Origin of the sequence: Delftia acidovorans NBRC 14950 (assembly GCF_001598795.1) — a bacterium.
Classification (GTDB): domain Bacteria; phylum Pseudomonadota; class Gammaproteobacteria; order Burkholderiales; family Burkholderiaceae_C; genus Comamonas; species Comamonas acidovorans.
The window spans coordinates 156,320-179,765 of record NZ_BCZP01000008.1; the positions used below are offsets into that span (position 1 = coordinate 156,320).

Genomic DNA, 23,446 nt, shown 5'->3' on the forward strand with positions numbered 1-23,446 from the left:
TGAACAGAACCTGGTTCAGGCCTGCCTTTGGAGATGCCTGCGCGCAGCGCGCAACAGATGATTGACGGCGTGCAGCATGAGGTCATCCCTGTCGTCGCCGTTCACGCGCTGGAGGATTCCCACGGCACGGTCCAGGTCCGAAGACATTCTGGGCAGTACCACAGCCTCCATGTCTGGCAGGGGCTCGTTGTTCATGTGGCCATAGGCCGTGTCGTAGTAGCTGCGCAGCAAATCGCGCGCGCCATGCACGTCCGGGTACTGGCACTGCTGCGCGTGCACTTCCAGCACGGCCAGCGCCGCTTCCATATGGCATAGCGCATCGGACGCCAGGTCCTCGGCGTTGAACACAGGCTGCGGGGGCGGGCTTGCACACGCCTGGCGGGCAGGCGCCGATATGCCATCATCCGACATGGTTTCGTTCCTTCTGAAAGGGCGCGAATCAGCAGATCCGTGTGTTTGAGCAATACGGATCTTGCAAGCGGGCTCGCACAGTGACTGCTGTCGAGTGTGAATGCATAGTACATCAAAAGACTAGTCTTTGATAGCCTTTTTCAATCCTTCATGGGAAATCCCGATTTCGCGAACCGTCTGGCAGACGCTCGAAGCCGTCTGCACCTGACCCAGGTCGAACTGGCCGTGGCCAGCGATATTGCCGCCACACAGATCAGCCGTTACGAGACCAGGAGGGCCAAGCCGCGCCCGGACGTTGCCAAGCGCCTGGCTGCCGCGCTCGCTGTGGATCTGGAGTGGTTGCTCAGCGGAACAGAGTCGCCGGAGAATGAAAAAGCGCCCAGTGGGGGCGAGCCTGCGTCAAATCTGGTCTTGCGAGCCACCGCGGATACGGCAAGGCGATGGGGGGAAATCCTTGCCAGAACCGGACTGGCGCCAGAGCAGCTGTTTCGCCGGATGGTGCTTGAGTTCGAGGCGCAGACAGAGACCAGGTACGGAGAACTTCTTCACCGTATCGAGCGGTTGGAGCAGGCGTTGGGAGGCCATAAGAACGTTGGAAAAGACTAGTCTTTTTTGCTGGCCGTCTGCCCTTCGCCGCCTCCATCCTGCACACCCGCCCCACTGATCCTCAACAACACCGCAGGCTGCAGCACGCAATGCCATCGATCTGGCCGCTCCAGCGCGCCGAGCTGCACCAGGCGCACAAGGCTGCGCGCGATGGTTTCGCGCGTGGTGGCCAGCAGGGCGGCCAGTGCGCCCTGGCTGGGCAGGCGCACGAGCAGGCTTGACTGCAGCGCGGCCAGTTGCATCAGGGTGGCGGCCAGCTGGCGCAGCACGCCGGGGATGCGGACGATGTGGGCCCATTCCGCCAGCAGGGCGTTGTTGCAGGTGTAGCTGGTGGCCAGCGCGCGCACGAAGGCGGCATCGACCAGGCCGCGGCGCGTGATGGTGGCGATGTCCACGCAGCAGATGCGCCCCGGGCCCAGTGCCTCGAAGTGCATGGCCGAGGGCTGCTGCAGCCAGCCCGGGCTGCCCAGCGCATGGCCGTTGCCGAACAGCGCCACGGGCCGCTGCACGCCGTCGCCGCCACGGCGGATGGCCAGGACGAAGCCGATCTTGATCACCTGGAATTCATGGGCGACGCTGCCCTGTGCCTGGAGCTTCTGGCCCTTGGCCAGGCCGCGTTCGCGGATATGCGGCAGCCATTGCTGGAATGCGGGCTCGGGCAATTGGCCCAGCAGGCAATGGGACGAACGCATGCATTCGCTGCAGCGAACCGCTGAAGGCGTGGAGGACGACGATGGCATGGGGCACGCAGGCTAGGATGCGCCGCTGCCTGGGCGGGCAGACAGCCACCCAGGGCACCGGCAGTGGACCCGGGCGGCGCGCCCCGGGAGAAGCCGTGCAGGCTAGCGGGCTATGCCGTTGAATGCAACGCGATGTAACGCGTTTCGCGCGGGATGGCGGCCATCTGCCGCTGTTTCTTGACCTGGGTCAGACGGCTGCGGTGCTGTCGGCGTTGTTGGCGCTGCCGCTGCTGTCACTGCTGCCACTGCTGCCACTGCCGTGCGCGCGGGCAGCCTCGCGCATGCGTGCCAGTTCGCGTGCGGGCAGCGGGATGTCGCCGCTGGCGACCTTCATCAGCAGGCAGTGCAGCATTTCGGTGGACAGGCCGTGCAGCACCAGGCGGTGGCCGGCGCGCAGGGTGGACAGGGGCACCAGCGGGTGCTTGTTGTTGAGCATGACCAGATGCTCGGGCGAGGCGAGGATCTTGGCCGCATAGATGGCCACGGTCTCGTCCAGCTGCAGCGAGTTGCTGGCGCGCCAGAAGTCGTTGTCGGTCAGCAGCAGCTGGTAGACGGGCGTGTAGACCTCGATGGCGCTTTGCAGGTCCAGCAGGTTCAGGCGCCCGCGCGGCATGTCCTCAAGGCGCAGGGGCGGGTTGCGCAGCATGGCGAAGTCGGGCTCGGCCACGGGCTGCAGTTCCTGGCCTGCGGCGCGCAGCGCGTTGTTCAGGCGGATGACGAAGTTGAACAGGTTCAGGTCGTGCCTGAGGAACAGGTCGTCCTTGATGTCGTCGATGCTGTCCGGCTCCAGCGGTGTGGTGGACACGGGCGTGGGCGCGTTGGCCGCGACAAAGGCCAGGATCTGCGAGCCCAGGTGGAAATGGCGCAGGATGAGCCAGTTGGCCTCGGGCGAGACGAAGCGGTTCATGCTGAAGGCCAGCAACCGGTGCAGCAGCCTGGAGTGCGCCCAGTTGCGCGGCAGCAGCACCTTGAGGATCTGGATGAGCACGATGCTGGTGCGTGCCAGCGGCCGCAGGAAGGGCAGCAGGTACTGGCGCGAGCCGCTGCTGCAGTCACGCAGCCAGGCGGCCTTGACGTCGTCGGGCAGCGGCGTGCTCTGGTCCAGGTACAGCGCGCGCCAGGGGCTGGGGTCGCGCTCGTCGTGGGGCGGTTCGATAAAGTCTGGTGGTTGCATCAGTGCTCCTCGGGCAGGACATGCTCGAACTGCATCAGGTACAGCGCCGCCGTGTGGCGCGCGGTGCGCACGATGGCCTGCGCCGCCGTGCCCCCGCTGCCGTCTGTGCCGTCCAGCGCCATCACCATCTGCACGGCCATGAGCCAGCGCTCCAGGTGGTGTTCGTCGTTGGCTCCGTGGTATTCCAGGAAGCGGAAGGCATCGGGCGGCAGCGGCAGGCTGGCGCGCAGCAGCGGCAGCAGGCTGGGCACGATGCGCTGGCCCGTGCCTTCGATGATGTAGATGGCGCCCAGCAGGCCGATCGGATTGGGCGTGGCGGCCAGGCCGTGCAGGTAGGCGTTGAGCGCCTCGCCGCCGGGGTTGCGGCGCAGGCGGGTGAGGTCGGTCTCGGTGCCGCCGGCCTTGAGGTAGTCCTCGTGCAGGATGCGGAAGTCGTTCTGCTCCTCGCCCGCATGCACGTCGATCAGCGCGGCCAGCGCCGCGTGCTCGCCGGTCAGCGAGGCCGCGCCCTCGCGCATCCACAGGCTGCCCTCGCGCACTTGGGGAACCCAGTGGCTCATCCAGCGCACGTAGTCGGCGGTCTGCAGCCTGCCTGTGCGTATGCGCTGCAGCAGCGGCGTGCGCCACACGCGCGAGCGGTAGTCCTGCCAGAGGCTGGCCAGTTCGGTCAGCAGCGGCGCCAGCGTGGCCGGGGCCTGGTTCGGGTCGTGGGGCGGGGCGATGGTGGAGACATCGGGCAGCAGGTCCGGGGCAGCGGGAGCTTCGGCGGTGGCACTGCGTGCTGTGGCCTTGGCCAGGGTGGCGGCGGGAGCCTGGGCCGCATCCTCCACTTCCAGCAGCATGTAGCCGGCCGTGAAGCGGCCCGATTCGGGAATGAAGCACAGCACGGTATCGCCGTGCTTCAGGCGTGCCGATTCCGTGCGCAGGAACTCGGACAGCATCACGAAGATGGAGGCCGCGCCCGTGTTGCCGCGCCAGGCCAGGTTGCTCCACCAGCGCTCGCGCGGGATGCCGAGCTGGGCCTTGCCCAGCAGCTCATCGACCACGGGGATGAAGCGCTCGGACGAGTAGTGGCACAGGAAATGGTCGATGCCGCGCCCGGGCACCCAGCCCGTGTGGGCCAGGTGGGCGTATTCGTGGATGCAGACATCGAACAGGTGCGGCAGCAGGCGGATGTCCTGGCGCAGCGACAGCGCGCCTGCGGCCTCGGCATCGCCCCAGGCGGCAAAGTCCAGGTGGCTGGTGGCGCGGTCGGGCGTCAGGCCCAGCTGCATGCAGACCGGGTAGTCGCCCGCAAAGCTGCGCAGGTGCGTCCAGCGCAGCTTCAGGCGCAGGCCGGGCGCCTGGGGCAGGGCCTGCGGGCCGCCCAGCAGCACGGCGCCTGCGCCATCGGACAGCATCCAGCGCAGGAAGTGGGCGTCGAAATCCGTGTTGTATCCCTGGGCCGCGAAGCGCGAGCGCTTGAACAGGCGCGAGGGCATTTCGCTGGCCACGGCCAGGGCCAGCAAGTCGGGCGCGCGGTCCACGGCCTGGGCCGCTGCCTGCAGCGCGCCCACGCTGGCGGCGCAGACGCCGTGCACGGACAGGGTCTCCATGGGCGGCGCGGCCATCTCGCCCTGGATCATGTTGGCAAAGCCGGGCATGAGCGCATCGCCGCCCGACGAGCCGCTGGCCAGGAAGCCGACATCGCCCAGCGCACGCCCGGCCTGTGCCAGGCAGTCATGGATGGCCTGGGCGGCCATGGCCGTGTTGCTGTGGACGGTGCGGCCTTCGGCGTCTATGGCGTAGTGGCGCTGGACAATGCCGTTCTCGGCCAGGATGCGGCGCTTGAGGCGCTCGGACAGGCGGTTGAGCGGCGCCACGTAGGCATCCATGCCTGCGTTGTCCACGGGTTCACCGGGCAGGAACATGCCTGCGGCATGCAGATAGACGTTGGAATAGGCGACGGGCATGGGTTCAGGGTCGTATCAGTCGTATGTTCCGGGAGGCATTTGCGCACGCGTGCGCGCCGGCGGCCAGACCGTGCCGAGCACGAAGACGCGGGCCATGTAGGGTAGCAGTCCGCCTTCGTTGAGCGCAGGTGTCACGCGCTGGCGATAGTGTTCGCTGTGCAGGCGCGTGAGCTCGGACCAGTGGGCCTGGGGCCGCTCGTGGTGGGCCGTGTGCAGGCCGATGTTGAACAGCAGCGGATTGACCCAGCCCTCGAAATTGCGTGCGTAGTTCAGTGGCGTGGCGCTGTCCATCCGCTGGCCGCGCGTCAGCGGCCGGCCATCGGCATGGGCGTGCTGCAGGTAGTTGGTGGCCAGCAGCCAGTGCAGGCCATGCAACTGGGGAACGATCACCAGCAGCAAGGCCTTTTGCCAATCCAGCGACAGCAGCAGTGCCCAGCTGCCCAGCCACAGCAGGTACTGGCCCATGCAGTAGCGAAAGGCACCGGGCCAATGCCGCCGCAGCTGGCCCAGCCAGCGCAGGAACAGCGGGTACAGCACCCAGCCGGCCTGCAGCGGGTGGAGCAGGTAGCCCGGCAGATGGTTGTGGTCGCCGCCGAAGCGGTAGGTGCGTGCCATGTCGCGCGGGCCGTGGCGGAAGCGGTGGTGGTTGGCCACATGGGCGGGCCAGAACACAAAGGTCGGGTGGCCCTGCAGCAGGGTCAGCCAGTAGTCGGTGAAGCGGTTGGCCCAGCGCCCGCGCCACATGCGCAAATGCGTGTGGTTGTGGTGGATGACGCCCACGCCCAGCGTGAGGAACAGCTCGATCCCGTAGAGCCACAGGTTCCAGCCGTGCTGCCACTGCCACCACACGATCAGCGGCAGCGCCACCAGATAGGCCAGCGACTGCAGGTCGCGCCAGTGGCGCAGCCGGGGCAGCCATGGCTGGGCGTGGCGAGCAGGTGGTCGGCTCATTCCGTCCTGGGCCGGGCCGTGGCGGGCAGTGCTACGCGCGTTCGCATCAGCCGGTCCATGAAGGCCAGCGCAAAGCCGTAGTTGCCATTGGGCCGGGCATGGTGCAGATGGTGGCGCCGGCTGGCGGCCAGCGCATGCGTGTCGGACACCCCGGGAAAGAAGTCATAGTTGGAGTGGCCTATGACGTTCAGCAGCAGGCTGAGTACCGGCACCGAGGCCAGCGACCAGAAACTGAAGTCATGCACCACCATGGGCAGCAGGATGACGTTGCCCAGCATCAGCGCTTCGATGGGATGAAAGCTGTAGGTGGACCACGGCGTGGTGACGATGGAGCGGTGGTGGTCACCATGAAAGCGCCCCAGCAGCCGCGTATGCAGCAGGCGGTGGTTGATCCAGAAATGCACATCGTTCCAGATCAGCAGCACCGCGATTTCGATGGCAATGCGCCAGGGGCCTGCATCGGGCTCCAGCCGCGCCCACCCCAATTGCAGAAGGCCCCAGGGCACGATCATGCCGATGCCGAAGATCAGCACCGAATGCAGCGACTGGCGCCATTCGCGGCGCAACTGATCGGGCTTGAGCGGGCGCGTGTCCAGCACGCGGCCCACGCCGCGCCGCTGCAGCCAGCGCGTAAGCGCCGTCATGCCCCAGCCGCCGGTCGTGTACAGCACGCCGAAGAAGAGCAGGCCCCAGGCCATGACCTGCCAGGCGTTGAGTTCGGTGAAGGCTTGGGCAGCGGTCATGGCAGTGTGATCGAGCACGTCATTGCGCGTGGATTCCCTGTTCGCGGATGATGCGGCCCAGTGCCGTCACGTCCTGGCGTATGCGCAGGGCCAGGCCCTCGGGTGAGCTGCCGACAGCCTGCCAGCCCTGGGCGGCCAGGCGTGCACGCATCTCGGGCGAGCGCACGATCTCGCTGACCGCTTCGGCCAGCTTCTGCACATGGGCGGCGGGCATGGCCTTGGGCGCGGCCACGGCGTTCCAGATCTCCAGATCGAAATCCCCCACGCCCAGCTCCTTGAGGCTGGGCAGTCCCGGCGCCAGCGGGCTGCGCGCGGCCGACGTCACGGCCACGCCGCGCAGCTTGCCGGCCTGCACCTGGGCCATGGCCAGTGCGGGCGGCAGCATGGACAGCTGCAGGTCGCCGCCCTGGATGGCGTTGAACACCTGCGGATAGCCGGGGTAGGGAATGTGTTCGGGCCTGAGCGCGGAGCGGCTCTTGAGCAGCTCCATGCCCAGGTGGCCCACCGTGCCCACGCCTGGGGAACCGTAGCTCCAGCGGCTGCCGGCCTGGGCAGCGGCCTCCAGGAAGGCCCGGCCTTCGGGCGCGCCAGCCGGAGCCACCAGCACCAGGGGCGCCACGCCGATCAGGCTGACGGGCTGCAGGTCCTTCACAGGGTCGTAGCGCACGGCGGGGTTGAGCAGGCGGGCAATCGTCAGGTTGCCGTTGATCATCACGCTGAAGGTATGGCCGTCGCGCGCACGGGCCACCTGCTCGCCTGCGATGTTGCCGCCTGCGCCCACCTTGTTCTCGACGATGACGGGCTGGCCCAGACGCTTTTCCAGCGGCTCGGCCAGTGCGCGCGCCGTGAGGTCCGGGGAAGATCCTGCGGGAAAGCCGACGATCAGGTGCAGCGGCTTGCTGGGCCAGTTGTCGCCCGCCACGGCAGCGCAAGGCAGCAGGGCCGAGGCCAGGGCGGTGGCCAAGGCATTGGCGAAGAGGCGGCGTAGTGGCGAGATGGCGCTGGCGGGCATGGGGTACGTGGGGGCCGCAAAGGCTGCGGACAATAAAAAACCCGGAGATTATCCGGGTTTGTCGTGAAGCGGCCTGTCAGCCCAGGTCGTCAGGCTGTCAGGCGAACTCGGCCAGGGCCTTCTTCATCTTCTTCATGGCAGCCACCTCGATCTGGCGGATGCGCTCGGCGCTCACGCCATACACGGCGGCCAGCTCATGCAGCGTCATGCCGCCCGAGCCGTCGTCGTTGACCTTGAGCCAGCGCTCCTCGACGATGCGGCGGCTGCGGTCGTCCAGCGAATCCAGCGCCATGGCAATGCCGTCGGTGGCCAGGTGGTCGCGCTGGCGCGACTCGATCATGGCCGTGGGTTCGTGTGCGCCATCGGCCAGGTAGGCGATGGGGCCGAAGGCCTGCTCGCCATCGTCGCTGGGCGAGGGGTCCAGCAGCACGTCGCCACCTGCCAGGCGCGTTTCCATCTCCATGACGTCTTCGCGCTTGACGTTGAGCTTCTCTGCCACGGCGTCGATCTCGCCCGAGGTCAGCGTGTCACGCAGCATGGCGCCGTCCTCGGCCATGGCGGCGTCGGACTTCAGGCCCTGCTTCATGGAACGCAGGTTGAAGAACAGCTTGCGCTGGGCCTTGGTCGTGGCGACCTTGACCATGCGCCAGTTCTTCAGGATGTACTCGTGGATCTCGGCCTTGATCCAGTGCATGGCGTAGCTCACCAGGCGCACGTTCTGATCGGGGTCGAAGCGCTTGACGGCCTTCATCAGGCCCACGTTGCCTTCCTGGATCAGGTCGCCGTGCGGCAGGCCGTAGCCCAGGTACTGGCGCGAGATGGACACCACCAGGCGCAGGTGGGACATCACCAGACGCCCTGCGGCGTCCAGATCGCTGTGTTCTTTGAGCTTGCGGGCGTAGTCCTGCTCTTCCTCAAGGGTGAGCATGGGCAGGCGGTTGACCGCGGAAATGTAGGCATCCAGATTGCCCAGAGGCGGCACCAGGGCCCAGGGGTTAGCGGGTGCCAAGGTGGTCGCAATGGAGCCGGAGGCGTTTGTCATTGCAGAGTTCCTTTCTTCCATTCCTTCATATTAGCACTCGTTATGACCGAGTGCTAAAGCCAAAGTTCCGTGGGTTTTTCAGACGGTTGCACTCATTTTTGGAGTGCCAAAAGTCGTTTGTGCCTAGTCTGAGCGATTTTTGGAAACCCTGCTTGCCAGCGGTGGGCGCATATTGCTGGGAGAGCATTACAGTTTTTCCAGCAGGCTTTCAATCTGCCGGCCCAGTTGCAGCAAGGCCGGGTGCAGCTCCTGCACGATGGCCGGCAAAGGCTCCGTGGTGGAGACGCTGCAGTTCAGGACATAGATGGCATCGGGTGTCACCAGCGGCGTGGCCAGCGCAACCACTTCCGGCTGCCACGATGCGGCGCAGAAGCCTTGGCTTTTCACGGACTTGATCGCCGCCTGGATCTGCTGCTCCAGCGCAGGCCATTGGGCGCCCCTCTTGAGCCTGAAGCTGTCGAGCAAGGCCTTGCGCCTGGCCGATGGCGCCGCCGCCAGGTAGGCGCGCCCCAGCGACGTCAGCTCCATGGGAACGCGCTGCCCCGAGACCACATGCCTGAGCACGATCCGGCGGTTGTAGCGTATGGATTCCAGGTAGACCATCTCGTCCCGGTCGGGACATGCCAGGCCCACGTTGATCCTGCGTGTCTCGGCGAGGGTGCGCATCAGGGGCGCCGCAATCGACAGCACCGTCGAGCCCGTGCGCATGGCGTGCGCCAGGCTCAGGACCGCCGGGGCCAGGCGAAAGGCCCGGCTTGGGTGGTCGGCCTGCAGCATGCCGCAGCCGACCAGGGTCTGCGTCAGCCGGGTGACCGTGGCCTTGGACAGGCCGGTGCGTTCCGCCAGGTCGCTGTTGCCCAGCAGTTCCGAGCCGGGCCTGAACGCACGGAGTATTTCGACGCCTCTTTCCAGGGAGCGGTTGCTCGGGGACTGTCCCGGCTTGTCATGGAGGATGGGGGATCGCCTGTTCGTCATGCTGCTGCCGCTGGTGGGGGACCGCGCTTGCCCCGGTGTCGAAAGCTGTGTTCTTCCTGCCCGGGTACGGGCGCCTGATGGAAGCCAAGTATTCCACCGAATGCAAGGGAAATGCAGCCGCAGGCTCTGGCGCGCCCGCTTTGGAATTTCACTGGTTGGAATATGGGGGGTCACAAGTGCGGTGCGTTTCCCTAAGCTTTCACAAGCCAGTCGCCAGCGTCATCGCAACGCTGGCGCAGTGACCGGACCTCTGTCCATAGAACCAGGAGACACACCATGCCCAGTTTCGCCGCCCGCCGTTGTGCAAGGGCCATTGCGTTCATTGCCGTGCTCGCGACTGTCTGCAGCGCAGCATCTGCAGCCTTCCCGGAAAAGCCCGTGCGCCTCGTCGTGCCCTTTGCGCCAGGCGGTGGAACGGACCTGATCGCCCGCACGCTGGGGGCCGAGATGGCCAAGGACCTGGGCCAGCCCGTCATCGTGGACAACAAGCCCGGTGCCGGCACGATCATCGGCACCGACAACGTTGCCAAGAGTGCGCCGGACGGTTACTCCGTGGTCGTGGCTTCGTTCGCGCACGCCGTCAATCCGGCGTTGCAGGCCAAGCTGCCGTACGGGAGCAACAAGGCCTTTGCTCCGGTGATCCTGATCGGCCGCGGCCCCAACGTGCTGGTGGTGCCCGCCGCCAGCCCGTACAAGACGGTGGCGGACGTGATGGCCGCCGCCAAGGCCAGTCCCGACAAGCTGACCTATGCCTCGCAGGGCGCCGGGACTTCGGCGCATCTGGCGGGTGAGCTGTTTGCCAACCTTGCCAAGGTCAGGCTCACCCATGTGCCCTACCGCGGCGCAGGCCCGGCGCTCACCGATCTCATGGGCGGGCAGGTGGACATGATGTTCGCCACGGCGGCGGCGGTATCCACCTTCATCGACAACGGCAAGCTGCGCGTACTGGGTGTCACCACGGCCGAGCCGTCAGCGGCCTTCAAGAACGTGCCACCCATCGCCGTCACCGTCCCGGGCTACCGCGTCGAGAGCTGGTACGGCCTGTACGCGCCGGCAGCCACACCTGCCGCCGTGATCGATCGCCTGAACGCCGCGGCCCGCAAGGCGGCCCGCTCGCCGGAGTTCGTTCGCAAGCTGGAGCACGAGGGCCTGATGGTCAATGCAGGACCTGCCGCGGAACTGGACACCTATGTGCAGGCCGAGGAAAAGCGCTGGGCGCAGATCGTCAAGCAAAACAACATCCATCCCGATTGATCGCACTGGCTGCGATCGCTTTCAAAGCACGCCATGAACTACGAACTGATCCAACTGAATGTCGCCGATGCGGTGGCGACCGTGACCCTGAACCGCCCCGACAAGCGCAACGCCATGAGTGACGACATGCGCACCGAGTTCATTGATGCCCTGGAGCGCGTGGCGGCAGACAAGGCCATCAAGGCCCTGGTGCTGACAGGCGCGGGCAAGGGATTTTGCGCAGGCGGTGACATTGCCGGAATGCAAAGGCGCATGAATGCTCCCGCGGGCGAGGTGGGCTTCAACGGCTGGCAGCGCCAGCAGCGCGTGCACCATGTCCAGGCCCTGCTGCATACCATGCCCAAGCCCGTGATCGCCGCCGTCAACGGCGCAGCGTCGGGCCTGGGGGCGGACACGGCGCTGGCCTGCGACTTCGTGATCGCCAGCGAATGGGCCAGCTTCGCGTGGAGCTATGTGCTGCGCGGCATCATCCCGGACGGCGGCGGCATGTACTTCCTGCCGCGCCGTGTGGGCCTGGCCAAGGCCAAGGAGCTGATCTTCACGGGGCGCCAGGTCAAGCTGCCGGAAGCCCTGGCCCTGGGCATCGTGGACCGCCAGGCCAGTGCCGAGACCTTGGTGGCAGAGGCCCAGGCCTGGGCGCGCGAGCTGTCCTCGGCTTCTTCCACCGCGCTGGCATTGACCAAGACCATCCTGAACCAGAGCTTCGAGCTGTCTTCGCACGATGTCTTCGCCCAGGGCAGCCAGGCCCAGGGCATCTGCTACACCAGCAGTGAACACCGCGCATCGGTGGAGGCCTTCCTGGCCAAGACAGCCGGCAAGGAGTGATGCCATGAGCGAAGCCATTGCCAAGCTGCTGTCGCCGCGCAGCGTCGCCGTCATAGGCGCCTCTGCCGACCTGAAAAAGACCACGGGCCGTCCGGTGGCCTACCTGCAAAAGCACGGGTTTGCCGGCCGCATTCTTCCCGTCAATCCGCGCGTGGAGCGCATCGGCGATCTGGCCTGCTATCCCGATGTGGCCTCGTTGCCTGAAGTGCCTGATGTGGCCGTCGTGCTGCTGGGCGCCGAGCGTGCGCACCAGGCCGTCAGGGAGCTGTCGGCGCTGGGCTGCGCGGCAGCCATCGTGCTGGCCAGCGGCTATACGGAAACGGGCGAGGAGGGCGCACTGCGCCAGCGGCAATTGGTCGAGGCGGCCGGCAGCATGCGCCTGCTGGGGCCCAACACCATCGGGCTGGTCAACCTGACCGACCGGATCGTGCTGTCGCCCTCGGGCGCGCTGGAGATGGACGAGTTCCCCGTCGGAGGCATCGGTGTCGTCTCGCAAAGCGGCGGCATCCTGGGCTCGCTGCTGTCGCGCGCCGCCGCGCGTGGCATCGGCCTGTCCAAGCTCATCTCCACCAGCAACGAAGTCGATCTGGAACTGGCCGATTTCATCGACCACCTGGCCGATGACCCGGCCACCAAGGTGATCGCGCTGTATGTGGAGACGGTGCGCCATCCCGCCAGGTTCCGTGCCGCCTGCCTGAAGGCCGCGCGTGCCGGCAAGCCCGTGGTGGCCTTCAAGATCGGCCGCTCCGAGGCTGGCGCCAAGGCTGCCGTATCGCACACGGGGGCCATGGCCGGTGCGGATCGCATGTACGACGCGCTGTTCCGGCAGGTCGGCGTGATCCGTGCGCAAAGCTTTGCCGACCTGCTGGACGTGCCCGCTGCGCTGGCCACGGGCCGCAGGCTGCGCGGCAGGCGCATCGCCATCCTGACGTCCACCGGCGGTGCGGGCACCCTGGTGTCGGACGATCTGGGCGTGGCCGGATTCGACACGCCGGCCCCTGACCAGGCGACGGCCGACGCACTGCGCGCGCTGCAGACCGGCAGCGAGGCCGTGCTGGACCGCAACCCCATCGACGTGACCCTGGCGGGCCTGCGTCCCGACCTGCTGCGCGGCGCCATCAATGCCTTGCTGGCAAGCCCCAGCTACGACGCGCTGGTGATCATCGTCGGCTCCTCCAGCCTGGCCATGCCCGAGCTGCTGGCCGGTGCCATCCAGGACTGCCTGCCCCACTCCGACAAGCCGGTGCTGGCCTACGTCAGCCCGCATGCGCCGGAAATCGGCGCGCTGCTCACGCAACGCGGCGTGCCGGCCTTCGCTGCGGCGGAAAGCTGCACGGCCGCGCTGGCGGGCATGCTGCGCGTCAACGGCTTCCAGGGTGCGCCTTCCGAGCTGGTCGTAGGAAAAGGCTCCCTGCATGACCAGGACCTGCCCGTTGGCTGCCTCGATGAAGCGCAGGCCAAGGCCGTTTTCCGCCGTTTCGGCGTGCCGTGCGCGGCCGAGCGTGTGGTGCGCACCGCCGAAGAGGCCGAAGCCGCCGCGCGCGAACTGGGCGGCCGGGTGGTGCTCAAGATCCTTTCGTCCCAGATCACGCACAAGAGCGATGTGGGCGGTGTCGCCGTCGGCCTGACTGCGCAAACCATAGGTGCCCGGATGGGCGCGATGGTGGCCGAGGTGCAGGCCAGGGCGTGCGTGCGCCCGGACCGGTTCCTGGTGCAGCAGATGGTGGCTGGTGGCACCGAGCTGATTCTTGGCCTGCACAAGGATGCGCTGGGCACCGCCGTGATGCTGGGCATGGGAGGCGTGACGGCCGAGCTGTTCCAGGACACCACGCTGCGGTTGCTGCCGGACGACGGCTCACAGCTGGGGGTGCTGAGCCTGTCTGACGCACTGGAGATGGCCAGGGAGCTCAAGACCTGGCCGCTGCTGGACGGCTTTCGCGGCCGGCCCAGGGCCGATGTCGATGCGCTGGCCCATGCCATCGTCGCGTTCTCTGCAATGGCCGCCCGGCTGGGCGACCGCGTGATCGAAGCGGAGATCAACCCGGTGTTCGTGCTGCCGCAGGGCCAGGGCGTGTGCGCTGCCGATGGTGTGCTGGTTCTGGCCTGAGGGCGCCAGGTACTGCACATTTCTTCCAAAAAAAGACGGCCTCATTGAGGGCCAGTCCAAGGAGACCGCACATGCATGCGACCGAAGTGTTGGGGGAGTTTGCCGCTCAATACCACCGTACCGAGCTTCCCGAAGCCGTCATCCACCATGCCAAGCGTGCCGTGATCGACTGGTATGCCGCTTTGTTCCCGGGGCTGGGCGCGGCCCCTCTTGCACAGTTGGAGCAGGTGCTTGCCGAGGACCTGGACCGCGGCTCCTGCCGGCTTGGAAACGGCCGCATGGCCACGGCGCGGGCGGCGGCACTGCTCAACGGTTCGGCGGCCCATGCCGCCGAGGTGGACGACAGCTTCCGCGATGCCATGTACCACCCCGGGGCCGCAACCATTGCGGCGGCGCTGGCGGCAAGCCAGCAGGCAGGGGCCAGTGGCCTGGACTTCCTGCGTGCCGTGGTGCTGGGCTATGAGGTCTCCACCCGCATCGGCGTGACCCTGGGCCGGGCCCACTACCGCTTCTGGCACAACACCGGCACCGTGGGCGTCTTCGGGGCAGCGGCAGCCGCAGGGTATGCGCTGCGGCTGGATGCAGGGCAATTCGCCCATGCACTGGCCACGGCGGCCACCTTCTCTGCCGGGTTGCAGCAGGCATTTCGCATGGATTCGATGTCCAAGCCCCTGCATGCCGGGCGCGCAGCGGAGGCCGGCCTGCTGGCCGCGCAGCTTGCGCACCAGGGGGTGACGGGATCGCTGGACGTGCTGGATGGAGAACTGGGCCTGGGCCGCGCAGTCAGCGACGGACCCGACTGGTCAGACATCGGTGCGACCCTGGGCAGGGACTTCCACATTACCCGGCTCACCTTCAAGAACCACGTCGGCTGCGGTCATACGTTCGCCGCCATCGACGCCGCGCTGGCCTTGCGCAGCCAGCATGCCCTGCGGGCGGACGACATCTGCAGCGTGGCCGTGGCCACCTATGGCCCGGCCCTGGATATTGCCTGCTACACCGATCCTGCGACGGAAAACGAAGCCCGCTTCAGTCTTCGTTTCGTGGTGGCCACGGCCCTGGTCCATGGCAGCGTGCGGCTTTCGGCGTACAGCCCGGAGCGCCTGGCCGATCCCGCCGTTCGCGCAATGCTTGGGCGTGTCCAGGTGGCCGTGGACCCGCAAATCGACCGGGCCTTCCCTGGCAAGAGATCGGCACGCGTGGAAATCGTCACCAGGGATGGCCGCTGCCATGGCTGGTTCCAGCCGGACCGCAAGGGCGATCCCGAGCTGCCTCTGTCGGATGGAGAGCTGGAGGACAAGTTCATCGAGCTTGCCGCGCCCGTCGCCGGCGAGGGACGTGCCCGGCAGCTGCTTTCCAACATCTGGGAGCTTGAACGGGCGGGCTGCCTTGCAGGCCTCGCGGCCTGGCCTTCAGCAGGCCTGTGACAGCTGCTCCAGGATCGCCGGGTTCTCCAGGGTGGAGGTGTCCTGCACGATGGGCTCGCCGCGTGCAATGCTGCGCAGCAATCGCCGCATGATCTTGCCGCTGCGGGTCTTGGGCAGGTTGTCGCCGAACCGGATGTCCCTGGGCTTGGCGATCGGCCCGATCTCCTTGGCCACCCACTCCCGCAGCAGCCTGGCGATGTCGGCCGCCTCGGCGCCGCTGGGCCGCGAACGCTTGAGGACGACGAAGGCGCATATGGCCTCTCCCGTCGTGTCATCGGGCCGCCCCACGACGGCGGCCTCCGCCACCAGGTCGGTCATGGCCACCAGGGCGGACTCGATCTCCATCGTGCCCATGCGGTGGCCGCTGACGTTGAGCACATCGTCGATGCGGCCGGTGATGGTGAAGTAGCCGGTGCGCGCATCGCGGACCGCGCCGTCTCCCGCCAGGTAGTAGCGGCCCTTGAATTCTTCGGGAAAGTAGCTGGCGACAAACCGCTCGGGATGGCCCCAGATGTTCCTGATCATGGAGGGCCAGGGGCGCTTGATCACCAGGATGCCGCTGTCGCCCCAGGGCAGCTCGTTGCCGGCCTCGTCCACCACGGCGGCGGCAATGCCCGGGAAGGCCAGTGTGCAGGAGCCGGGCACGAGGTCCGTGGCTCCGGGCAGCGGCGTGATCATGTGCCCGCCCGTCTCCGTCTGCCAGAACGTATCGACGATGGGGCAGCGGCCCCCGCCCACCTGCTCGTGGTACCAGTGCCAGGCGGCGGGATTGATCGGCTCGCCCACGGACCCCAGGATGCGCAGGCTGCCCAGGTCGTAGCGCGCGGGATGCACCTGCGCATCGGCGTCGGCGGCCTTGATCAGCGAGCGAATGGCCGTGGGCGCCGTGTAGAAGACCGTCACCCCATGGGCCTCGATCATTTTCCAGAAGCGTCCCGCGTCCGGGTAGGTGGGCACGCCCTCGAACACCACCTGCGTGGCGCCCAGCGCCAGCGGGCCGTAGGCGATATAGGTATGGCCGGTCACCCATCCGATGTCCGCCGTACACCAGAAGACATCGCAGGGCTGCAGGTCGAAGGTCCAGGCGCAGGTCACGGCGGCGTGCAGCAGATAGCCTCCCGTGGCGTGCTGGACGCCCTTGGGGGTTCCGGTGGAGCCCGAGGTGTAGAGCAGGAACAGCGGATGCTCGGCCTGCACCCATTCCGGTTCGCAGACATCGCTCTGGGCTGCGGTGATTTCTTCAAGCCACAGGTCCCGGGGCTGGTGCATGGCGATGGCGCCGCCCGTGCGCCGTGCCACCAGCACGTGGCGGACCTGCTCGCAGCCGGGCTGGGCCAGGGCCTCGTCCACGATGCTCTTGAGGGGCAATTGCCGTCCTCCCCGCACTTGCTGGTCTGCCGTGATGACGGCGCAGGCCCCCGTGTCCGCGATGCGGTCGCGCAGCGCCGTGGCGGAGAAGCCGCCGAACACCACGCAGTGAATGGCACCTATGCGTGCACAGGCCTGCATGGCGGCCACGCCGTCAATCGACATGGCCATGTAGATGACGACGCGGTCGCCCTTGCCGACACCCAGGCTGCGCAGGGCGTTGGCCAGGCGATTGACCCGGACAAGAAGCTGCGCATAGGTCACCTGCGTCACCGCGCCGTCATCGGCTTCGAAGATGAGGGCCGTGCGCTCGCCCAGCCCCCGCTGGATGTTGCGCTCCAGGCAGTTCCAGCTGGCGTTGAGCGTGCCGTCGTTGAACCATTCGTAGAACGGGGCGCGGCTTTCATCGAGCACGCGCGTGAACGGGCGCTTCCACGCGACGAACTCGCGCGCGAGCCGGCCCCAGAACGCCTGGGGATCGGCGTCCGCCTCCGCGACGAGCCGGTCATAGGCGGCGCGCCCGCTCACGCGCGCATTGCGGGCCAGCTCTGCAGATGGGGGATAGGACGGTGCAAGGTCTTGGCTCATGGTGGTTGTCTCCTGGGTCTAGAAATCAAGGGGGTCACGAAGCCGGCGCAAAAAAACTCCGGCGCAAAGGCTTCGGCGCAAAGGCTCAGGCGCAAGGCCCCGGGGCGTCAGTCCCCGCAGTGCCGGCCTATCCAGCCGGCAATGGCCGCCACGCTGCGGAAGTCGTCGCAGGAGCGGGCCGGAATGTCCGGATGGCGCTGGTTCCACAGGCGTGCCAGCGCCTGGCCGGGGCCGATCTCCAGAACGCACCGCACCTGGCGTGCGGCAATGCTGTCCATGCAGTCGTCCCAGTGCACCGTGCCCGCTATCTGCTCGGACAGGGCTGCACGGGCGCCTGCGGCGTCACGCACCCGCCGGGCCGTGTTGCTGAAAAGCGCCACGGCGGGCGCGTGCACGGCCACCTGGCCCAGGTCCTGTGCGAAGGCCTGGGCGGCCTGGCGCATCCACGGGGTGTGGGACGCCACCTGCACGCGCAGCCGGGTGGCATGCGCGCCCTGGCGGGCCGCCAGCGCCTGCGCCTGCTCCAGTGCCGCGTGGGGGCCGCCCAGGATGAGGTTCTCTGGCCCGTTGCGTATGGCCACGGCCAGCCCGGTCGTCTCCAGCAGGGCGGCCATGCGCGCGGGCGGCAGGCCGCTGACGGCCAGCAGCCCGCCGCCGGGCATCTGCTGCGCGCAGCGGTCCATGGCCGCCGCGCGGCGCGCGGCCAGGGCAACGATGTCGCAGGCATCCAGCGCGCCCGCGGCACCGAATGCGGGCAGTTCCCCCACGCTGTAGCCCGCCACGGCCGAAGGCGCGGGCAGTTGCGGGGACAGCTGCATCCACGCGGCCATGGCCAGGCCCGCCAGCAGCGGCTGGGCCACGGCGTTGGACTCGGCCCACGGCGCATCCGCCAACCTGTCGCGCCAGTGCGAAACCTGCAGCTGTTCGCAGACTGCCTGTGTCCATGCATCGTCCGCCAGCCAGGGGAGCATGGCGGGATGCTGCGTACCCTGGCCCGAAAACAGCAGTGCAAAGCTCATGGCCGCTCGCAGACACGCAGCACCCAGCAGGCCGCCGCCAGGGTATCGGCCGCGCCGCCCGGTGAAAGGCGGCGCGCCACGAAATCGTCGCAAATGGCCTGCGCCCTGGACAGGCCGTCGGGATGCGCGCAGCCGCCCGCCTGGAGAAAGCGCCGCGCGGCATCCTGGCCTTGGCGCAGCCCCTGCATGCCCGCGCGGTGGGCGAGGTTGCAGTCGTCCAGCACCGCCATGATGTGGAACAGGGCCTCCAGCCGCGCCAAGGGAGCGGGCAGCCCGCTGGCATGCGCTCTGGCCAGCGCCGGCACGGCGGTCTCGAACAAAACGGGGAAACCCAGGGCCGCCTCCTGCGATGCGCCCCGCAGGCCGTGGCGGCGCGCGGCGATGCCGCCGGGCAGGGCGGAGGTCCGCAGGCTGCGCTGCTGCAGCGCATCGCCCCAGTGGCGGCACAGGGCCTCGCGCAGCCATGCGGCGCCGGGAATGCAGGCCTGCTCGGCCAGCACCGCGCCGCCGGCCGCGCACAGCAGGCCCAGCATGAAGACGGCGCCACGGTGGGTGTTGATGCCGCCGGTGGCGGCCAGCATGCGCTGCTCCGCCTCGATGCCCAGGCGCTCCAGCACGGGAAACGATGCGCCCTGGCTGCCTGCCTGGGCCATTTTGGGGAAGTAGCTGCGCAGCGCGAACAGGCTGCGCATGAAGCTGTGGGCATCCATGTCGTCATGGCTGCCGCGGTCCACCAGGGTCACCAGGCCGGGCTTGGGCGTCAGCGACAGCTCGTCGTAGAGGGCCAGCGTGGCCGCGCGGCCGATATGCCCGGTCGATGGCAAGGCCCGGGCCGGGTGGAGAAGGGCAGGTTTCATGCAGGAACTCCAGGCGCCGCAGCCGGCGCACACCATTCATGGTCTTCACGCAGTGCCACCCCGTGCAGGCCCTTGACCAGGACCGATCGCACCTTGCCTGCACGCCAGGCGGCCCATTCGCGCCAGGCCACGGCCCAGCCGCCGGGAAACACCAGCTCGGCATCCACGCGCGGGCCTTCCTGCGGCATGGCCTGCAGCAGGCTGGCCAGCCGATCGCCCTGTTCGGCGCCATCGACCGGCACCCAGAGGTCGATGTCCGAGCCGGGCCGCAGATAGGGCAGACCCGTGATGCACTGCCACCCGTGGCTGCCGAAGACAAAGCCCGTCGCGCAGGCCGTGTGCAATCGCTGCTGCAAGGAGTCCAGCGCCTGGCGCAGGGCGCCGGACACCGCCAGGGGCGAGGCCATCAGCTCGTCCAGCGAGGGAAATTCGCGGGTGCCGATGGCCGCGCCGCGCGCCACATCGAAGCCCATGCGCCGCCGCTGCCAGCGCCCGGGCGCAGGCAGGCCCAGCGCCATCAGGCCGGCGGCGGCATGCTCGGCCGACTGCCGCGCGACCACCAGCGGCAGTGCATGGTCGCGCCAGTGCGTGAGGATCTCGCGCGCCTGCGCATCCCAGGGGCGTTCCAGCAGGTCCGCCCAGGCCTGCGGGCCCAGGTCCACCAGCTGGTGGCGGTGCAGGGTGTCCAGCATGCTGCGGCCTGCCTTCATCCAGCGGCCAGGACGCGCTGCACCACCTCGGCGGCCAGCTTGCGGCCGCCGCGCTCGGCGCCGTCCAGTGCGCGCATGTCCTCGCGCGGGCTGTGGGCCAGGGCGTCGCGCAGCGCCGCCTGCAGATCGCCTTGCCACAGGCCGCGCACGCCGCCCATGGCCACGTAGTTGCCCACGCCGGGGGCGAACACCGGGTTGGACTCGGACAGGGCATTGAGCAGGGACTCGGGCAGCTTGGTGATGCGCGACATGGCGGGGATGCGCATCACGCGGATCTCGGCCTCGGGCAGGGCGTAGCAGGCATCGGCGATCAGGCCCGAGGTGATGAAGCCGCCCGACAGCGCCTGGTCATAGACCAGGCCGATGACGCGGTGGCCCCGGCGCCGTGCCAGGTCGATGCAGGTGCCCAGGTGGGCCATGGCACGGTTGATGCCCAGCAGCTCGTCATGGCGGCGCAGTTGCTGGCCCTGCGTGTCGATCAGCAGCAAGATGGGGCGGCCAGGGTGCGCGCCGACCGTCTCCAGCACCACCCGGGCCTGGGCCAGGGCCAGCCGCACGCCGATGGGCGCGTGGCCCGTGGTGCCGACGATGGCGAGGGTCTGGCCATCGAACACGGCGTGGCCTTCGAGGAAATCGCCGTTGGCGTGAATCTGGTGGCCCGGGCCGAACAGGTGCTCGGCAAGTGTGTTCCATTGCATGGCGGCTACTCCTGTGAAATGCCAGTGGCGGGCGTCGTGCGCAAGGCACGCACGGCGGCGGCGTCCAGGTCGGGCACGCGCCAGGCGTCGGGCACGCCCAGTGCCTGCCACAGGCGCATGGCCTCGTCCTGAGGGCCGATGGCGCTGCCCGCCTTGAGGGCGTCCAGGGTGTCCAGCCGCGCGCGCAGCAGCGCATGCTCCTGCAGCAGCCCTTCAAGACTCACCGGACGGGAGTGGTCCAGCGCGGCGATGGCGGCGACGCGGAAGGCCTCGACATCGTCGGCCACCAGCGCATCGCAGTCGCCGCACAGCCAGCGGTGCTTGCCGCCCGTGGTGCGCCAGACCAGGGCGCGGTCGCGCGCATCGAATTCATCGACGCCGTGCGAGGCCTCGATCACCTCCGGTCCCGACATGGCCAGGCGGCCGATGTCGCTCATCACCACCTGGTCGGCGCAGCGCGCCACGATGCCCATGCCGCCGAAGCAGCCGTTGGCCCCGCCGATGAGGACCACCACAGGGATGCCAGAGGCGCGCACGTCCAGCAGGGCGCGCATGACCTCCGACACCGCGATCAGCCCGGCATTGGCCTCATGCAGCCGAACGCCGCCCGACTCGGCCAGCAGCAGCACGGCCGCGGGCCGCTCCAGTAGGGCGCGGCGCAGCAGGCCCACGAGCTTGGCGCCATGCACCTCGCCCACGCCCCCGCCCATGAATTCGCCCTCCTGCGCGGCCACAAACACCGTGCGCCGGCCCAGCAGGCCCCGGCCGATGGCCACGCCGTCGTCAAAGGCGCTGGGCACGCCCAGCTGTGCCAGATGCGGGCTGGTCAGCCGCTCGGAGGGCGGCAGCCATTCATGGAAGCTGCCGGCATCCAGCAGCTTCGCCAGGCGCTCGCGCGCCGTGCATTCCGCGTAGCTGATCATGGCTGGCCTCCCTGCAGTTCGGCCAGGGCCTGGTCCAGCCGCAGGCTGACCACGGCCGGCGTGGCCCCCATGTCGTTGATGGACACGCGCACGCCGCCCACAGGGTGGCGCTCGCGAAAATCCTCCACCACGGCCTGCCAGATGGCGCCGAAGCCGTGTGCCGAGGTCTGCACCTGCACTTCGCAGCCATCGCCGCCCGTGCTCTCCAGCATCACCTCCAGATTGCCCGAGCCGACCACGCCGACCAGGACGGGGGCAAAGGCGCCGGCCGGCCGGCCGCCTGCGAAGCAATAGCTCAGGGACTCCAGCCCTGCGGGTATCTCGCTCATGTCGTCTCTCCTACCAGTTCCTGAATCGGCGGGGAGGCTGATACAGCCCGCCCGAGGCCTGGGCCAGATCGCGCATGCTGCGCGCGGCCAGCAGATTGCGCGTGGCCTGGCGCGGGTCGATGCCCAGATCCTGCGGACGGCGGATCACCCCGCGGTCACGCAGGTTCTCCACCATGCGACGGTCGCGCGCCAGGCCCACGGCCGTGTAGCCGGCCACGCCGCGGATGGCCTGCTCGCGCTCTTCGTCGCTGCGGCACAGCAGCAGGTTGGCAATGCCTTCCTCCGTCAGGATGTGGGTCACGTCCTCGCCGTAGATCATGATGGGCGGCAGGTCCATGCCGGCCTGCTCCTGCAGCGTCCAGGCATCGAGCCGCTCCACGAAGGCGGGCTGCATGTGCTCGCGGAAGGTCTCCACCATCTGCACCACCAGCTTTTGCCCGCGTGGCGTGCCTGCCGCGCCGCTGCGGCCCGCCCGCGCCTCGCGCCCGGCCTTGAGCCAGGCGGCGCTGGCATGGCGCCGGCCGCGCGCGTCCGCACCCATGTTGGGGGCGCCGCCGAAGCCGGCAATGCGCCCCAGCGTCGCGGTGGAGCTGTTGCCGTCCAGGTCGATCTGCAGCGTCGAGCCGATGAACAGGTCGCAGGCATAGTGGCCCGCCGCCTGGCAGAAGGCGCGGTTGCTGCGCAGGCTGCCGTCGGCGCCGGTGAAGAACACGTCCGAGCGCGCCCGGATGTAGTCCTCCATGCCCAGCTCGGAGCCGAACGAATGGATGGACTCCACCCAGCCGGCCTCGATGGCCGGTATCAGCGCCGGATGCGGGTTCAGCGCCCAGTGCCGCGCAATGCGGCCCTTCAGCCCCAGCGATTCGCCGTAGGTCGGCAGCAGCAGCTCGATGGCTGCCGTGTCGAAGCCGATGCCATGGTTCAGGCGCTGGACCTCGTACTCGGCGTAGATGCCCTTGATGGCCATCATGGCCATCAGCACCTGGATTTCGCTGATCTGGGCCGGGTCGCGCGTGAACAGCGGCTCGATGACGTTGGGCCGGGGCGCCTGCACGACGAAATGCACCCAGTCCGAGGGAATGTCCACGCGCGGCAGCGCCGTGGTGGTGCCATCCACCATCTCGTTGACCTGGGCGATGACGATGCCGCCCGAAAAGGCCGTGGCCTCGACGATGGCCGGCGTGTCCTCGGTGTTGGGGCCGGTGTACAGGTTGCCCTGGGCATCGGCCGCGTGGGCCGCCACCAGGGCCACCTTGGGCGTCAGGTCCACGAAGTAGCGCGCGAACAGCTCCAGGTAGGTGTGGATGGCCCCGATCTCCAGCTGCCGGGCCGAGACCAGCTTGGCCAGCCGCGCCCCTTGCGGGCCGGAGAAGCTGAAGTCCAGCCGCCGCGCGATGCCGTTTTCAAACACATCCAGGTGCTCCGGCAGCGCCAGCACCGACTGCACCATGTGCAGGTCGTGCACCTGCTGCGGATCGAGCTGGACCAGGGCGCGGGCCAGGAAGTCGGCCTGCTTCTGGTTGTTGCCTTCGAGGCAGACGCGGTCGCCGGGCGCCAGCACGGCGTGCAGCAGCTCGGTGATGGCGCCGGCATCGACGCGCTTGCCGGCCAGGCGCGGCCCGAGGGCTGCCTGGGCGCGCGCCAGCCTGGCGGCGCGCTCCCCGGCTTTGAGGTTCCAGGAGGGGTCAGTCATGGGGTATCAGGGGTTGGCGTGACATGGAGGGGGCAGGGGGCG

General features: G+C 68.5%; 22 protein-coding genes. 5 read left to right on the plus strand and 17 right to left on the minus strand.

The features are described from left to right. Positions 1-15: 15 nt before the first annotated feature. Positions 16-411 (minus strand): hypothetical protein, encoded by a 396-nt coding sequence (locus DA1_RS12580; RefSeq protein ID WP_051940538.1) that lies wholly within the window; start codon positions 409-411, stop codon positions 16-18. A gap of 150 nt (positions 412-561) precedes the next feature. On the opposite strand from DA1_RS12580, the gene DA1_RS12585 reads away from it, so the two are divergent. Next, a complete protein-coding gene (locus tag DA1_RS12585) occupies positions 562-1,017 on the plus strand; it encodes a helix-turn-helix domain-containing protein (protein WP_034390675.1) in 456 nt (151 codons plus the stop codon). Here the strand turns inward: DA1_RS12585 and DA1_RS12590 are convergent. From DA1_RS12590 to DA1_RS12625, 8 genes are all read right to left on the minus strand, one after another. Beyond that, entirely contained in the window at positions 1,014-1,709 is a 696-nt protein-coding gene (locus tag DA1_RS12590) for a Crp/Fnr family transcriptional regulator (RefSeq protein WP_034390676.1), read from the minus strand. The genes DA1_RS12585 and DA1_RS12590 overlap by 4 nt on opposite strands. Positions 1,710-1,944: 235 nt before the next feature. Continuing rightward, complete coding sequence (locus tag DA1_RS12595) at positions 1,945-2,931, minus strand: DUF6999 family protein (RefSeq protein WP_034390678.1); 987 nt, start codon at positions 2,929-2,931, stop codon at positions 1,945-1,947. Beyond that, positions 2,931-4,883, minus strand: coding sequence for a StlD/DarB family beta-ketosynthase (locus DA1_RS12600; RefSeq protein ID WP_034390679.1), 1,953 nt, complete (start codon positions 4,881-4,883; stop codon positions 2,931-2,933). Before DA1_RS12600 ends, DA1_RS12595 begins: the two co-directional genes overlap by 1 nt. Before the next feature lie 15 nt (positions 4,884-4,898). After that, on the minus strand, positions 4,899-5,834 hold the full coding sequence (locus tag DA1_RS12605; RefSeq protein WP_034390681.1) for a fatty acid desaturase: 936 nt from the start codon (positions 5,832-5,834) through the stop codon (positions 4,899-4,901). After that, positions 5,831-6,577, minus strand: coding sequence for a sterol desaturase family protein (locus DA1_RS12610; RefSeq protein WP_034390682.1), 747 nt, complete (start codon positions 6,575-6,577; stop codon positions 5,831-5,833). Before DA1_RS12610 ends, DA1_RS12605 begins: the two co-directional genes overlap by 4 nt. Before the next feature lie 19 nt (positions 6,578-6,596). Then, positions 6,597-7,589, minus strand: coding sequence for a Bug family tripartite tricarboxylate transporter substrate binding protein (locus tag DA1_RS12615; protein WP_034390683.1), 993 nt, complete (start codon positions 7,587-7,589; stop codon positions 6,597-6,599). A 97-nt stretch (positions 7,590-7,686) separates the two neighbouring features. After that, positions 7,687-8,631, minus strand: a complete 945-nt coding sequence (rpoH, locus tag DA1_RS12620) for an RNA polymerase sigma factor RpoH (protein ID WP_034390684.1) — start codon at positions 8,629-8,631, stop codon at positions 7,687-7,689. Between the two features lie 186 nt (positions 8,632-8,817). After that, complete coding sequence (locus DA1_RS12625) at positions 8,818-9,606, minus strand: IclR family transcriptional regulator (protein ID WP_034390686.1); 789 nt, start codon at positions 9,604-9,606, stop codon at positions 8,818-8,820. 276 nt (positions 9,607-9,882) lie between these two features. Here DA1_RS12625 and DA1_RS12630 point away from each other — a divergent pair, with 276 nt between their 5' ends. The 4 genes from DA1_RS12630 to DA1_RS12645 all read left to right on the plus strand — a co-directional run bounded on the left by DA1_RS12630 (position 9,883) and on the right by DA1_RS12645 (position 15,219). Then, a complete protein-coding gene (locus DA1_RS12630; protein ID WP_012203684.1) occupies positions 9,883-10,860 on the plus strand; it encodes a tripartite tricarboxylate transporter substrate binding protein in 978 nt (325 codons plus the stop codon). 33 nt (positions 10,861-10,893) lie between these two features. Then, positions 10,894-11,685: an enoyl-CoA hydratase/isomerase family protein gene (locus DA1_RS12635; protein ID WP_034390688.1), complete on the plus strand. Its 792-nt coding sequence runs from the start codon at positions 10,894-10,896 to the stop codon at positions 11,683-11,685. A gap of 4 nt (positions 11,686-11,689) precedes the next feature. Then, entirely contained in the window at positions 11,690-13,792 is a 2,103-nt protein-coding gene (locus tag DA1_RS12640) for an acetate--CoA ligase family protein (RefSeq protein WP_034390690.1), read from the plus strand. A gap of 71 nt (positions 13,793-13,863) precedes the next feature. Further along, positions 13,864-15,219, plus strand: coding sequence for an MmgE/PrpD family protein (locus DA1_RS12645; RefSeq protein ID WP_034390691.1), 1,356 nt, complete (start codon positions 13,864-13,866; stop codon positions 15,217-15,219). Here DA1_RS12645 and acs read toward each other — a convergent pair. From acs to mdcA, 8 genes are all read right to left on the minus strand, one after another. Beyond that, positions 15,205-17,175: an acetate--CoA ligase gene (gene acs, locus DA1_RS12650; protein WP_034390693.1), complete on the minus strand. Its 1,971-nt coding sequence runs from the start codon at positions 17,173-17,175 to the stop codon at positions 15,205-15,207. The genes DA1_RS12645 and acs overlap by 15 nt on opposite strands. Positions 17,176-17,282: 107 nt before the next feature. Further along, positions 17,283-18,194, minus strand: coding sequence for an acyltransferase domain-containing protein (locus DA1_RS12655; RefSeq protein WP_034390695.1), 912 nt, complete (start codon positions 18,192-18,194; stop codon positions 17,283-17,285). Continuing rightward, on the minus strand, positions 18,191-19,051 hold the full coding sequence (mdcB, locus tag DA1_RS12660) for a triphosphoribosyl-dephospho-CoA synthase MdcB (RefSeq protein ID WP_034390698.1): 861 nt from the start codon (positions 19,049-19,051) through the stop codon (positions 18,191-18,193). The genes DA1_RS12655 and mdcB overlap by 4 nt, the downstream gene beginning before the upstream one ends. Continuing rightward, positions 19,048-19,743, minus strand: coding sequence for a malonate decarboxylase holo-[acyl-carrier-protein] synthase (gene mdcG / locus DA1_RS12665; RefSeq protein ID WP_230590715.1), 696 nt, complete (start codon positions 19,741-19,743; stop codon positions 19,048-19,050). The genes mdcB and mdcG overlap by 4 nt, the downstream gene beginning before the upstream one ends. A 14-nt stretch (positions 19,744-19,757) precedes the next feature. Beyond that, positions 19,758-20,459, minus strand: a complete 702-nt coding sequence (locus tag DA1_RS12670) for a biotin-independent malonate decarboxylase subunit gamma (RefSeq protein WP_034390701.1) — start codon at positions 20,457-20,459, stop codon at positions 19,758-19,760. Positions 20,460-20,464: 5 nt separating this feature from the next. Then, positions 20,465-21,382 (minus strand): biotin-independent malonate decarboxylase subunit beta, encoded by a 918-nt coding sequence (locus DA1_RS12675; RefSeq protein WP_034390703.1) that lies wholly within the window; start codon positions 21,380-21,382, stop codon positions 20,465-20,467. Further along, positions 21,379-21,711 (minus strand): malonate decarboxylase acyl carrier protein, encoded by a 333-nt coding sequence (gene mdcC / locus DA1_RS12680; RefSeq protein WP_012203694.1) that lies wholly within the window; start codon positions 21,709-21,711, stop codon positions 21,379-21,381. The genes DA1_RS12675 and mdcC overlap by 4 nt, the downstream gene beginning before the upstream one ends. 10 nt (positions 21,712-21,721) lie before the next feature. Beyond that, on the minus strand, positions 21,722-23,404 hold the full coding sequence (gene mdcA, locus DA1_RS12685; RefSeq protein WP_034390705.1) for a malonate decarboxylase subunit alpha: 1,683 nt from the start codon (positions 23,402-23,404) through the stop codon (positions 21,722-21,724). Positions 23,405-23,446: the final 42 nt, after the last annotated feature.